At 66.1% G+C, this 13,723-nt stretch carries 8 protein-coding genes; 5 read left to right on the top strand and 3 right to left on the bottom strand.

Annotated features, from left to right (window positions below; genetic code table 11):
• Nucleotides 1-389 precede the first annotated feature (389 nt).
• Nucleotides 390-4,322: an efflux RND transporter permease subunit gene (locus tag G3446_RS02275; protein WP_164450773.1), complete on the bottom strand. Its 3,933-nt coding sequence runs from the start codon at nt 4,320-4,322 to the stop codon at nt 390-392.
• Between the two features lie 69 nt (nt 4,323-4,391).
• Complete coding sequence (locus tag G3446_RS02270; RefSeq protein WP_164450772.1) at nt 4,392-5,534, bottom strand: efflux RND transporter periplasmic adaptor subunit; 1,143 nt, start codon at nt 5,532-5,534, stop codon at nt 4,392-4,394.
• Nucleotides 5,535-6,057: 523 nt separating this feature from the next.
• Here G3446_RS02270 and G3446_RS02265 point away from each other — a divergent pair.
• Entirely contained in the window at nt 6,058-7,581 is a 1,524-nt protein-coding gene (locus G3446_RS02265) for a dynamin family protein (protein ID WP_164450771.1), read from the top strand.
• 177 nt (nt 7,582-7,758) lie between these two features.
• Complete coding sequence (gene nadA / locus G3446_RS02260; protein ID WP_164450770.1) at nt 7,759-8,838, top strand: quinolinate synthase NadA; 1,080 nt, start codon at nt 7,759-7,761, stop codon at nt 8,836-8,838.
• 75 nt (nt 8,839-8,913) lie between these two features.
• On the opposite strand, the gene G3446_RS02255 is transcribed toward nadA, so the two are convergent.
• Nucleotides 8,914-9,096 carry a hypothetical protein gene (locus tag G3446_RS02255; RefSeq protein ID WP_164450769.1) on the bottom strand — a complete coding sequence of 61 codons (183 nt, stop codon included), beginning with the start codon at nt 9,094-9,096 and terminating at the stop codon, nt 8,914-8,916.
• Nucleotides 9,097-10,266: 1,170 nt separating this feature from the next.
• On the opposite strand from G3446_RS02255, the gene G3446_RS02250 reads away from it, so the two are divergent.
• From G3446_RS02250 to G3446_RS02240, 3 genes are all read left to right on the top strand, one after another.
• Nucleotides 10,267-10,566, top strand: a complete 300-nt coding sequence (locus tag G3446_RS02250) for a hypothetical protein (protein WP_164450768.1) — start codon at nt 10,267-10,269, stop codon at nt 10,564-10,566.
• Nucleotides 10,567-10,629: 63 nt separating this feature from the next.
• The gene (locus tag G3446_RS02245) at nt 10,630-11,391 is read left to right on the top strand and encodes a protein-L-isoaspartate(D-aspartate) O-methyltransferase (RefSeq protein WP_209262223.1); all 762 of its coding nucleotides are present in this window, start codon (nt 10,630-10,632) and stop codon (nt 11,389-11,391) included.
• Nucleotides 11,388-13,670 carry a tRNA(Met) cytidine acetyltransferase TmcA gene (locus G3446_RS02240; RefSeq protein WP_342450011.1) on the top strand — a complete coding sequence of 761 codons (2,283 nt, stop codon included), beginning with the start codon at nt 11,388-11,390 and terminating at the stop codon, nt 13,668-13,670. The genes G3446_RS02245 and G3446_RS02240 overlap by 4 nt, the downstream gene beginning before the upstream one ends.
• Nucleotides 13,671-13,723 lie beyond the last annotated feature (53 nt).

Here is a 13,723-nt window from a genome sequence, read left to right as displayed (position 1 = left end):
TCGCCCACCGGAATAGCGCCCGTCCACTGGCGCCGAATAGGCATCGGTGCCATCGTCTTGCCAATCCCTCCCCCGCAGGTCGTCGCGCCACGGCGCAGCGGTATGCGGGGCGACTTCATCCGGTCGGGATCTCCAGGCAGGCTCCCTGTCGGTCGGCTGGCTCCACCCAGGCTGGCCTCTCCATTCGGCGCAAACGCCCGTTCCCAGCAGGCCATAGACCAGAAAAATCACGCTCCCCATGCCGACGAAGGCGCAGCCGCGGTGCCTTTGCGGATGCGAGCCTGCCCGGCAAGCCTGCGGGCCGGGCATCGGATCGCCCTCATGCCGCAGAAGCCGACCCGACGACACGACAACCCAACAAAGGCGCACTCCCCTAGAGGATAAGGCGCTCAGGACTCATCACTCCCGGAATCAGAGCCCGTCTCCACATCCTTGAGACGGATCCCCCTGCGCGCCGCCTTCTTGGCTACTGGCTGCTGAGTCGTCTTCGCACGAGAAGTCCCAGTTGCCGTTCCAGCGCCCAACCTCGCGGCCTTCTTCTTGGTCGCTGTCTTCTTGGTCGCGGCTTTCTTCGTCGCCGTCTTCTTGCTCGCGGACTTCTTGGGTGCCGTCCTGGGCGCCGACGCCGGCCTTGGCTGGTCGTCATCTCCGGATCCCTGAGTAGCGGCCTTGGCCTCTGCCGGTGCGCGCTGCTGTTGCGGGCGCGGCACGGCGACGGCCGCGCTCTGGACTGCGCTCATGGCCGCGGGCCGCTGACCGGACTTGGCAGGCTTCTTGGTCTTCTTCAGGCCCTTGAGGTAATCGAAGAGCAGCAGAAAGATCCCGCGCACGGCATAGAAGGACAAAACGACGGTCTCGACCAGGATTCCCCAGGCGCGGTATGCAATGCCGCTGCTCTTCTTCTTTGTCTCAGGCTTCCGCTTCCCGCCAACGCTCTCCACCTCCAGGCGACAAGGCAGAGCGCCACCCGCAGGCATGCTGGCCGCGGCGACCTTGCACATATCCTCTTTCGCGGCCACGCAGCCGAGCGGGATCACGATCAGGGTCAGCATGGTCGAGACCAGCACCCCGGACAGCAGCGAGATGGCCATCCCTTGGAAGATGGGGTCCGTGATGATGACACTGGAGCCAGCCACCAAGGCAAGCGCGGTAATGAGAATGGGACGCGTCCGAATCTTGCACGCGCGGATCATGGATTCGGCAACCGGAACGCCCTTCTGGATCTCATGAATGGCGAAGTCGACCAGCAGGATCGAATTACGCACGATGATGCCGGCAAGCGCGATCCAGCCGATCATCGAGGTCGCGGTGAACTCGCCCCCCATGCCGAATGCGAACATGAAGGCGTGCGCCGGAATGATCCCCAGGAGCGTCAAGGGAATCGGGGCCATGATGATCAGGGGGATTCTGAAGTTGCCGAACTCCCAAACCACCAGGATGTAGATCAGCAGCAGGGCGACCATGAAGGCCGCGCCCATGTCGCGGAAGGTCTCGTAAGTCACCGTCCACTCGCCACCCCACTCCCAGGCGGGCTGAGAATCGTCCGCTGGAGGACCTAGCCAGTTGAAGGCGTCGCTGAAGGCGCTGCCCTCGGCGGGCCGCGATCCCTCCGGGGCAACGTAATCCGCCATCAGGTCTTGGATCTGGAACATGGCGTAGACAGGCGCCGCGAGCCGCCCGCCCACGTCGGCCACCACGTATTCCACGGGGCGCAGATCCTTGTGGAAGATGATGTCTTCCTCCGGAGCGCGCTGAAACTCGCCGAGCTCGCTGAGCGGAACCGTATAGCCGAAGGTCGATTGAATGGGCAGATCGCCCAGGCGCTGGATCTGCGAGCGCTCGGCAAGCGGCACCTGGAGCATGATTCGGATAGGCTCGTGGCCGCTCTGCCGGCCAGTCTGCTGCTTGATATCGCCGAGCGGGGTCCCGCCGAGCGCCATCGAGAGATTGCGGTTGATGGTGTCGACCGAGATACCACGTCGGACGGCCTTCTCCGTATCGACGCTGAAACGCCAATAGTCGAAGGGGTCGCGCAGATAGTTGTCCACGTCGCGCGTGCTCTCGGCCTGCTCGAAGATCTCGGTGACATCGCGCGCGAACTGCCGCCGCACCTCGGTATTCGGCCCATAGATCTCCGCCACGACGGACTGCAGCACGGGCGGCCCCGGAGGCATCTCGACGACGGCAATCCGGGCACCGGCCGCGTCCTCGAGCGGCGTCAGAAGGCCGCGCGCCTCGACGGCGATCTCATGGCTGCTGCGCGCCCGCTCCGTCTTGTCCTTGAGCTGAACCTGCAGCTCCGCCTGCCAGGGCTCCGAGCGCAGGTAGTAGTGGCGCACCATGCCGTTGAAGTCGAAGGGCCGCGCCGTGCCCGCATAGAGCTGAACGGCCGTGACCTCGTCGATCGTCTTGAGGCGCTCCGCCATCCGGTGGGACAGATTGGCGGTCACCGGCAAGGCCGTGCCCTCGGGCATATCGATGACGACCGAGAACTCCGGCTTGTTGTCGAGCGGCAGCATCTTCACCGCCACCCAGTGGAAGTAGAAGAAGGAGCAGGTGAAGAGGAAGGTGCCCCAGAGCGCCAAACGGAAGCGGCGCCGCTTGCGCGGATCCTCCATCAATGGCGTGAGGATCCTCCGGAAGAAGCGCTCCAGGCGCTCCGCCCCGCGATGCTCGCGCTTCTCCGCGGCGGTCAGATAGCGCATCGACGGCCGCAGCACCTTGGAGATGGCGAGATAGGGCGTGAAGACGAATGCCGCGAACAGCGAGATGAACATCGCCACCGAGCCGAGCTTCGGGATCGGCTCCATGTAGGGCCCCATCATCCCGCTGACAAAGCCCATCGGCAGCAGCGCCGCGATGACGGTGAAGGTGGCCAGGATGGTCGGGTTGCCGACCTCGCGCACGGCGTCGACCGCCGTGTCGTCATCCGTCCTCCCCTCTTCGAGCCAGCGGCGATAGATGTTCTCCACCACCACGATGGCGTCGTCGACCAGGATACCGATGGAGAAGATCAGAGCGAAGAGGCTCACGCGGTCGATCGTCATGCCCCAGATCCAGGCGACGAAGACCGTCATGAAGAGCACCACAGGGATGACCAGCATGACGACCAGGGCCGGCTTGAGCGCGCGGAAGGCCACCAGCACCAGCACGAAGACGAAGAAGGTCGCGACGATGAGCTTGAAGATCAGCTCGTCGACCTTGTCGTCAGCCGTCTTGCCGTAGTTGCGGGTGATGCTGACCTCGACGTTGTTCGGGATACGCGACCCGCGCAGCTCCTCGACCTGCGCGATGATGGCGCTCGCCACCGTCACGCCGTTGGTCAGCTCCTTCTTGGCGACCGCGATGGTCACCGCGGGCCGCCCATCGGCGCGCTCCTCGACATCGGCGGCCGGCCCCGTGTAGTAGCTGACCATCTGCGAGGCATCGGCCTCAGGCCCCAGGCTGACGCGAGCGACGTCGTGCATGTAGACAGGCACATCGTTGTAGGTACCGACGACCAGCCGACTGATGTCCTCGACACCTGTCAGGAAGGCACCCGTCGTCACGGAGAAGCGCGCGCCACTGACTTCGACGCCTCCGGCCGTCTGCTCGGCATTGGCGCTCTTCAGCGTCTGGGCGACCTGATCCAGGCTGATGCGGTAGCCAGCGAGCCGCTCGGGCGAGACGTCGATGGTGACCTGCTCGCGCCGTCCGCCGACGATGAAGGCATTGCCTGTGTTCTTGACCTGCTTGAGCGCCTGCAGCACGTCCTGCGCCAGCAGCCTGAGCTGGGCGTCGTCGACGTCCGGCGTCCCGTCGTCATCGAGATCCTTGGACCACAGCGTGAGGGTCACGATGGGCACGTCGTCGATCCCCTTGCTCTTGACCAGCGGCGGCATGACCCCGGGCGGGATCTTGTCCATGTTCGAGGCAAGCTTATCGTTGACCTTGACCAGCGAGGGACCCATCTCCTCGCCGACCTCGAACTCGATCGTCACCAGCCCCTGCCCGCGCTGCGAGGCCGAGTACACATGCTTGATACCTGGGATCTCGCTCATGATCCGCTCGAGCGGCTGGACCGCGAGATTGGTCACCTGCTGCGCCGAGGCGCCTGGGTACTGCACCATGATGTCGATCATGGGCACCGAGATCTGCGGGTCCTCCTGTCGCGGCGTCAGAAAGAGGCCCAGCAGCCCCATCATCAGCATCGCGAAGTAGAACAGCGGCGAGAGCGGCGAGCGAATGAAGGTCTTGGCCGTGCGGCCGGCGATCCCGAGGCCCTCCTCGCTCAGGGAGGATGTCGGGCTGTTTTCAGCGTTCGAGGGGAGATCTTGGCTCATATCCGATCCAGATTTTCCAGGCCTGCTCCAGAGCGTCGCAATGGGCGCGTTTTGCACCGGCAAGGCGCGCTAGCGGTCGGGGGAAGCCCCTTTCGCCCAGCCGGCGGAGACCCGCGGGCCGGGATTGGCGAGAATCCGCTCCCCGGGCCTGAGCCCGCTCAGCACGCTGATGAAGCCGCCGCTGAGCTCCTCACCCACGCGGATCAGCCGCAGCTGCGGCTGCCCGCTCTCGGCCAGGACATAGACGCCCGGCAGACTCCCGTTGTAGCGCACCGCGCTCTTCGGGATGACCGGACTGGAGCGCGCCGGCGCGTTGAAGTCCGGCACCATGACCTTGGCGTACATGCCAGGCTCCGAGACGCCCTGAGGCAGGTCGAATTTGATGGTCACCGTGTGGCGCTGCGGGTCGGCCATCGGGAAGATTTGGGCGACCCTGATGGGCACACGCCGGTTCGAGGGATCGATCTCTGCTTGCAGCATCTGTCCCTCGCGCAGCCCTGGCCTGAGGCGTGCGGGCACGTCGACCTCGACCTGGAGGTATTCGACGTCCGCATAGTTGAGCAGCGGCTGGCCGGGCTGGACGGTGTCGCCCACCTCGATGAACTTCTTCACGATCACCCCGTCGAATGGCGCGATGCTGCGGGCGTCGCGGATCTTGGAATCGAGCGCCTGCAGCTCGGCCTGCAGACGCAGCATGGCGCTCTGGGCCTCCTGGATCTGAATGCCGGAGGCGTAGACATCTGCCGAGCGCTCGGCGCGCTGATCGCGATCGCCGATGAAGCTCTCGACGGGCCGGGTGAACATTTGATCGAAGAGATTGGGCAGCCCCATGCCACCCGGGGAGGTGCGCGAGCGCGGCGAGTAGAGCTCGCGCGTGTACTGCACACCGGCATTGCGGAGCTGGGCATCGGCGGCAGCCATCTGCGCCAAGATGGCGCGGCGCTTGGCCACCAGCTCCTCGTCTCCGATGGCGACCAGCAGCTCGTCTTCGTCGAAGGCGTCACCCTCGCGCCCCGCGAGGTAGGTCACCCGACCCGGAAGCTGCGCCGCCAGTGTCACCTCCTTGTAGGGAACCACGGTACCGCCAAGGGATACCGTCGGAGCCCCTTGCGCCTGCTGAACGACGAAGGTCTCGCCAGGGACGGCCAGCGCAAACCCGGGGAGCGCGGCAGCGGCCAAGACGAGCATGCAGGCAGCAGAAGCGTTCTTCATCTTTGTTCCCATCGGACTACACACCAAACGCTATTCAATGGAGAGCGTCGCCCGAAGAGGTGGATCGCACTCGGGTCGACGATTCAGGCTCGCGGCGTCTCAGCGACTTGGAAACCGCGGCAGCCCTTATTGTTCAAATCGATATCGCTCAAATCGATTGTTTCGGGAGGGTGGTCGGCGCATCCCTCGCAGCCTTGCCGAGCACGCAAGGTAAACGGCCCGTGCCGAGCCTGCCTCGAGGACGCGCGACGCAGTTGCGCAGTATGCATTCAGCGAAGCTCGACATTCAAGCCGAGCCGCGCTCGCGCCCTGCCCGCAGTGTCCAGATTCGGGCCGGAATTTTGGCTCACGGGACAACTCACTATCGTTAGCCGGCGCGATCGTTGTAACATCGCGGTCCGCCGATCGCCGGGCTCAGACGCGAGCCTGCGCGCATGCATCTGACCCAGAGACCGCAAAACCCGCCGAACGGGTCCGTTCCTGATAACGCGCGGACCGCTACGCAAACCGAGGATTCTGACCCATGACGTCTACGGCCGACGCCCTCCAGCAGCGCCTCCAGGATTTGGAATCACACCTCGAGCAGGAGAACCCGGTGCTCCTCAGCGCCGTGCAGAGCTTCCGCGCCGTCGACCAAGTCGCCTATCGCATGGAGCTGCTGGACCGCAACCAGTCGTTCGCGACCCAGATCCCCTGGTGGCCGCTGATCTCGGTGCTCGGAACCTTCTCGGCCGGGAAGTCGACCTTCATCAACAGCTATCTCGGCAGAAAGCTCCAGCGCACCGGCAATCAGGCCGTCGATGACCGCTTCACGGTCATCGTCTACAGCCCCGAGGAAGCGAGCCGCACCCTTCCGGGCGTCTCGCTCGATTCCGACCCACGCTTTCCCTTCTTCCGCATGTCGCACGATATCGAAGAGGTCGCGGGGGGCGAAGGCAGCCGCATCGACGCCTATCTGCAGCTCAAGACCTCCAAGAGCGAGCGACTGCGCGGCAAGATCATCATCGACTCCCCCGGCTTCGACGCCGACGCTCAGCGCACGGCCGTGCTGCGCATCACGGATCACATGATCGATCTCTCCGACCTGGTGCTGGTCTTCTTCGATGCGCGGCATCCCGAGCCAGGAGCCATGCGTGACACCCTCAAGCACCTGGTTTCGGACACCATCAATCGCTCCGACTCCGGCAAGTTCCTCTACATCCTCAACCAGCTCGACACGGCCGCCAGCGAGGACAACCCGGAGGACGTGGTCGCGGCCTGGGTCCGCGCCATGGGCGAGGCCGGATTGACCGCTGGACGCTTCTTCACCATCTACAGTCCAGAGGCGTCCAGCCAGATCTCGGACGAGCAGCGCCGTCAGCGCTTTGAAAAGAAGCGTGACGAGGACCTTGCCGAGATCTACAAGCGCATGGAGCAAGTGGAGGTGGAGCGCGCGTACCGCATCATCGCCTCGCTACGCAAATGCGCCACGGATTTCCATCGCACCTCCATCCCGCTTCTCGAAACGGCCATGCAGCGCTGGCGCCGCCGCACCCTGACCGCCGACGTCCTGATCTTCGGTGCCTTGGCGATCGGCCTGCTCGCCGGGAGCTTCAAGCTCGGGCAGTGGCAGGGGCTCAGCTATCACGCCGGTTGGCTCGACATCGTGCAATCCATCCCCTGGGGCATTCCTAGTCTCGAGGGCGCGCTGGTGCTGCTGGTGCTCGGGATCCATTTCGGGATCCGCCGCATCGCCGCGCTCAGCGTCATGCCCTGGCTGCGCAAGCAGATCGCCAAGAGCGAGCCGCCAGGCAATGTGCTGTCTTGCTTCCAGCAGAACACGCGCTTCTGGCGCACCATACTGCTCGGTCGGCCGTTCGGATGGAACGGGCAGGCGCGCGCCGAGATCGACGAGGTGCTGCAGGGCTGCGAGACCTATATCCAGACGCTCAACGAGCGCTTCACCAATCCCCGGGGGATCAGCGATGGGATCGGGAATCCCGCGAGCCGGTCGGGCTCGACGGAGACCTCGGAGTCCGAAGCAGTTCTGACACCCGAGACGAGCTAATCCTTCCTCGGCCGCATGAGCGGCCATAATGATTACCAGGATGCGCGCCTCTCACTGCAGAGGTACGCGCTCGCCCAGGCCCATCGCAGACCCTGGCTCGACCTCGCGAGCAGGAGGAGCCCAGTCACGCACAGCCTGACGCGAGACCATCGGTTGACGACGACTCGGAGCACGACCATGCCTAGCTCGACCCATGCGGGTCCGCATGAATCCACCGCCCGGGCGCCAAGCGTCAAGGTGCCCCCCCATCCACAGTGGCCGACGCTGAGCCCGGGTGAAAAGGATGCGCTGAAGGACCGGATTCGCGCCTTGCTTGCCGCGCAGAACGCCGTTTTAGTCGCCCACTATTACACGGATGCCGATCTGCAGGCGCTCGCGGAAGAGACCGGCGGCTATGTCGCCGACTCGCTGGAGATGGCTCGGTTCGGGACCGAGAGCGATGCCGAAACCCTTGTGGTCTGCGGCGTGCGCTTCATGGGCGAGACCGCGAAGATCCTCAATCCGGAGAAACGCGTCCTCATGCCCGACCTCGGCGCGACCTGCTCATTGGACGAGGGCTGCCCCGCCGACGCCTTCAGGGCGTTCTGCGATGCCCACCCGGATCACACCGTCGTCGTCTACGCCAATACCAGCGCCCAGGTGAAGGCGAGGTCCGACTGGGTGGTCACCTCGAGCATCGCCCTTCCGGTCGTCGAGCACCTGGCGTCCGAGGGCAAGAAGATCCTCTGGGCCCCGGACAAGCATCTCGGACACTATGTCGAGCGCGTGACGGGCGCGGACATGCTGCTCTGGGATGGCGCCTGCGTCGTCCACGAAGAGTTCAAGTCATTCGCGCTGGAGCGTGTGCGCAAGCTCCATCCGGATGCCGCGGTCCTGGTCCATCCGGAGTCGCCGGACGAGGTCGTCGACCAGGCCGATGTGGTCGGCTCGACGACACAGCTCATCAAGGCGGTCGCGGAGATGCCCAATCCGGAGTTCATCGTCGCCACGGACGCGGGTATCTTCTGGAAGATGCATCAGCTCGCGCCGGGCAAGAAGCTGATTCCAGCGCCCACGGCCGGCGAAGGCGCGACCTGCGAGAGCTGTGCGCACTGCCCCTGGATGGCCATGAACGCGCTACAGAATCTGGAGCGGGTCCTTCAGACCTGGGATCAGGAGATCCAGATCGACGCCGAGGTGCGGGAGCGGGCCGTCATGCCCATCCAGCGAATGCTCGACTTCGCGCGCGAGCGCGGCATCGGCGCCAAGCCGCGCTAGCCGCCGCGGTCGCTCGCCCCGCATGGCGGGGTGCCGCCAGCGCACTGACGCGGGCAGGCGCGCGGCGGAGCTCGCTCACGCCAGGCCCTGGCCGCTCAAGTCCTTGCCCAGGAAGCTCGCGGCAGCAGCCAGCGTGGAGACGATCTCGATCGGGTACCTTTGACCGGCTTCCTTGCTGTAGACCAGCGCCGACGCGGTTTCCATGGGCTTATCGACCATGACCGCCCAGCGGCCGTTGGTGAAGCCCGGCTCGATCATATGGCGCGCCAGGAGGCGCGCCTTCTCGATCGCTGCCGGCCAGGGAACCGCAAAGCGCGAGGCCGGCACGTCCCGGGTAGGCGTGTGCGCGTGCGTATTGCCGTAATGACGAAGGACGTGAGTCCTTCGTCGTGAAGGCAATATGCAAAGCGCAGTCACACACGCCGTAGAGTCATTCGTCGTAGGGTCGTGCGTAGCCCGAGTGCGCCAACGGCGCTACTCGAGGCGGAGCAGCGACCCGGAGCGGGACGGCCCGGGCTGAGAAGGGTGTCGCCCTGCGCGAGTCCCGTCGGCGAGGGATCGACCCGACGGGTATCACGAGCGCAGACGCGACACTCCGGCCGCGTCTGCTTGAGCTGCGCCTGGCGCAGATCGACGATCCCATCTTAGGCGATTTCCAGGAGCGCTCATACCAGAGAAGAGGTCGACGGGCTGGCTTGATGGCTCGGCCGAGCCATGTCGGATCGGGTCAGCCGCTCGATCCGTGGGAGCGCCGCCCCGCCGCGACTGGGACGGTCGGAGCAGGCTCGGTCGCGCAGGGGCGGCGCAATGTCTGCCTGACGGCGGGTGATCGAATCGCGCTTGTGACGAAGATTCTCGGAAATCGCCTTAGTGACTGTCCAGGAACTACTTCCCGATTCGGTCGGTACCGTCTGCCCACAAGGCGGGAAGTAGAATGTGGACATCTCCTTAGTCCGGCGAGAAAATCCCCCTCGCCATGGATTCGTGCATCCAGCGCATCAGATCTTCTCTCTGTGCATTGCACTGAAACCGGCCGATACCTGAATGAGCGGCGCAGCCACGCGGCCGCATCGAATCCTAGCGCCTTGCAGGAGACGGGCGCGATGCGCGTCGTCGCACAAGGCCTGATTGCCCGCCAGCGGCGCCAAGGCGATTGCCGGAAGTTCTTATGCCAGGTGGCGCCGGATTGAGGTCCGCCTTCAAGGAGCGCCGACAGGAGCATCGCTGGGCGATGTGACTGGCGGGGCGACACAGAAGGCGGGCGTCAAGACAAGCCAGATGGTATGGGAATTGACAGAAATCGCCTATGGGCCTAGCGAGCCGGCTCTCCCGCTCGACCGCGTGCCGCTTGAAAATCCCAGCAAATCTTGAACAATCAGAGTCAGGGCTTCGAGCACCTCGGGCTCGACATCGCCGCGGAGACAACTGATGTCTGACGAGATCATAGGCCATTGCTGGAGCTGCGGGCAGGCGCTGTGCATACCAGACTACGGGCGCGAGACCAATTGCATCGGCTGCGGCAGGCCGACGCGATGCTGTCGCAATTGCCGACATTTCGCGCCCGGCCGCCCGCAGGAGTGCATGGAGCCCATGGTCGAGCGCGTGCTCGACAAGACGGCGGCCAACTTCTGCGAGCTGTTCGAGCCAAGCAGCCCGACCGCGGACCAAGCCCCCGGGGTCTCCGCCCCCGAAGCACTGCGCCAAGCAGCGGAAGATCTCTTCAAGTAGGTCGTCGGCGATGCGTCCTTCAACGCCCATGGTGCCTTCCTTCAATGAGCGAGAATCGGCCCGATGTCTCTGATCGCACCCATCGCCAAGCAGGTCCTACGGCTGCTCGGCGCCCTGCTTGGCGCTGTCCTGACGACCTGCGCATTGGCCTGGAATCCGGAGATGACTGAGGAGCGCCGACACCTGGTGAGCCAGATCCAGGCCGAGGTCCGCGCCACGGCCGGCGAGCTTGGCTTCGCCCAACTGAGCCCAGCGGTCGAAACGGCGCTGCTGGAGGTCGAGCGCCACAGGTTCATCCCAGCCGACCGGCAAGGCCTGGCCTATCTCAACTCGCCACTTCCGATCGGCAGCGGACAGACGATCTCTCAGCCCTACATCGTCGCCATCATGAGTCAGCTGCTCGACGTCGGGCCGGGCGACAAGGTGTTCGAGCTGGGAACCGGGTCCGGCTATCAGGCCGCCGTCCTCGCCGCCATGGGGGTCGAGGTCTATACGGTCGAGATCGTCCCACGGCTCGCCGAGCAGGCGGCTACCAGGCTCGCAGCTCTGGGCTATGAGCATGTCCATGTGCGCTCAGGCGATGGCTGGCAAGGCTGGCCAGAAGCCGCCCCCTTCGACGGCATCATCGTCACCGCGGCGGCGCCGCGCATTCCCCGGCCACTCGTGGATCAGCTGGCGACGGGCGGCCGCCTAGTGATCCCCATGGGGGAGCCCGGCAGGGTCCAGCAGCTTGCCCTCTTCACGAAGACGGACGAGGGAGAGCTCGTCCGCGAGAATCTGCTGCCCGTCCGCTTCGTGCCTGTCACGGGCGCGATGGATCAGTGACGTCAGACGCCGAGTCGACTGCAGCCTCCGAGACGCAGTCGTCTCCAAGCCCCCGGCAGATCGGCGAGGCCCTGAGGCGGCGGCTGCGCGAGGCCGGACCGCTGGGCCATCGACTCTGCATCCTGGTCAGCGGGTCACCCGCCTGGATCCAGGCGAGCGTCATCGCGCTGATCGGCGCACTTCCCGACCCACAGCCAGTGTGGCTGACCGACCAGCCAGGCAAGTGCAAGGATCGCCTCCCCCTCAGGTCCGCCACAGCACTCCTGGGGCAAGACATTCCCCTCCTGATCTATGATGCGCAGAGCGGCTTCGATCCGGACGGATTCGCTGCCGCGAGCGGAGCCATCGTCGGCGGCGGCGTGCTGATTCTGATGACGCCGCCGCTCGATCCCTGGCCTCGTCTCCCCGACCCGCAGGCCGAGCGCATTGCCGTCTGGCCCCATTCGGCGCCTGACCTGAGCGGACGTTTCATCGAGCGGCTAGTGCGCGTACTGCGCGCGGATCCCCGCGTGCTCCATCTCGATCAGTCCGGCGGCGCGCTGAGCGACACGCCCGTCCTGGCGCGAGACGCCCAGCCCTCCCCGACAGACCCCGAGCCCCCGAGGCCCGCAGAGCGCCACGCCAACCGCTTGACCCAGCCATGCACTCGGGATCAGGCGGAAGCCGTCGAGGCGGTGATCAAGACGGCCCGAGGCCGTGCCCACCGCCCCTTGGTGATCAAGGCCCACCGTGGGCGCGGCAAGAGCGCCGCCCTGGGGATCGCGGCCGGGCGCCTCATGCTCGAGCGCGACAGGCGTATCCTGGTCACGGCCCCGAGCCGAGCCGCGGTGGAGACAGTCTTCCGCCACGCCCATGCCGTCCTGGACAGCGCGCTGGCGAGGCATGGCGAGCCGAGACAGCGGCTCGCCTTCCTCGCCCCGGCCGATGTCGCGTCCGATGTACCCGCAGCGGACCTCTTGCTGGTCGACGAGGCCGCCGGCATCCCCGCGCCCCTGCTGGAGACCTTGGTCGCACACTATGGCCGCCTCGTCTTCGCGACCACGATCCACGGCTACGAAGGGACGGGCCGAGGTTTCGATATCCGCTTTCGCCAGCATCTCGACCGCGTCGCGCCGGACTGGCGCACCCTGGAGCTGGAGGAGCCGATCCGCTGGGGTCGAGACGACCCGCTCGAAGACCTCGTCTTCAGGATGCTGCTGCTCGACGCCGCACCTGCGCCTGACGCGCGCGTGACAGCGACCGCGCCGCAGGCGTGCGACTGCATCGCCCTCGACCGCGACCGCCTAGCCCGCGACGAGCCCCTGCTCGCACAGGTCTTTGGGCTGCTGATCCTGGCCCACTATCAGACCCGCCCCATGGACCTGCGCATGCTGCTCGACGGCCCCAACATCCGGATCCTGGTCGCGCGGCACCAGGGCCTTGTCGTCGGGGCTCTGCTGGCGGCGCGCGAGGGCCGCTTCACCGAGCCCGAGCTTCGCGACGCCATCTTTCGCGGAAGCCGGCGCCCACGCGGACATCTCCTGCCACAGACGCTCTCGGCGCATGCCGGGCTCCCGGATGCTACAGAGCACGCCTATCTGCGCATCGTCCGTATCGCGGTGCATCCGGCGGCACAGGGCCGCGGCCTCGGGCGCCAGCTGCTAGAGGCCATCCAGCAGCAGGCCAGGAACGAGGACATGGACTGCCTGGGCGCGAGCTTCGGCGGGACACCGGAACTGATCCGGTTCTGGGACCGCTGCGGCCATCGTCCCGTACAGATCGGCTGCAGCCGCAACGCCGCCAGCGGCGAGCATGCGGTCGTCTCCCTCCTCGGCATCAGCGATACCGGGGCAGACTTGGTCCGCCGCGCGCAAGCGCGGCTCGAGTCGGCCCTGCGGACCCTCCTGGCCGGGCCGCTGCGCGGGCTGGATCCAGGGGTCGCGGTCGCGCTCGCAATTCGGCTCCCCGCAGCCGGCCAGACCGAGGGAATTGCACTGAGCCAAGCGCAAAGCCGTGAGCTGAGCGCCTTCGTCGACGGGGACCGCTCCCTCACGGCGAGTCTGCCACTGCTCGCGGACCTGACCCGAAGGTATCTCGGCCCCGCCGTCGCCCGCGGCGAGCTGGACCTCGAGAGCGCCCGGCTGCTGCTTGCCGCGGCTCGCCAGCTGCGTCCCGTCGGCGAGCTGGTCGAGCTGCTCCAGGCATCGGGCCGCGGCGAGCTGCTGAAACGACTGCGCGAGGCCGCAAGGGGTCTCCAGCGCGCCGCAGGCGCGCTAGACGCAGGTGCATCGACTGTGTAAAAGAGTGCTCTGGAGCAGTCCTCTAGCGACCGTGTCCCGATCCCCCCGTATTG

It is taken from the genome of Thiorhodococcus minor (genome assembly GCF_010820565.1).
Lineage (GTDB): Bacteria > Pseudomonadota > Gammaproteobacteria > Chromatiales > Chromatiaceae > Thiorhodococcus > Thiorhodococcus minor.
The sequence above is the reverse complement of the archived record's forward strand: the minus strand, read 5'-3'. Positions and strand labels throughout refer to the sequence as shown.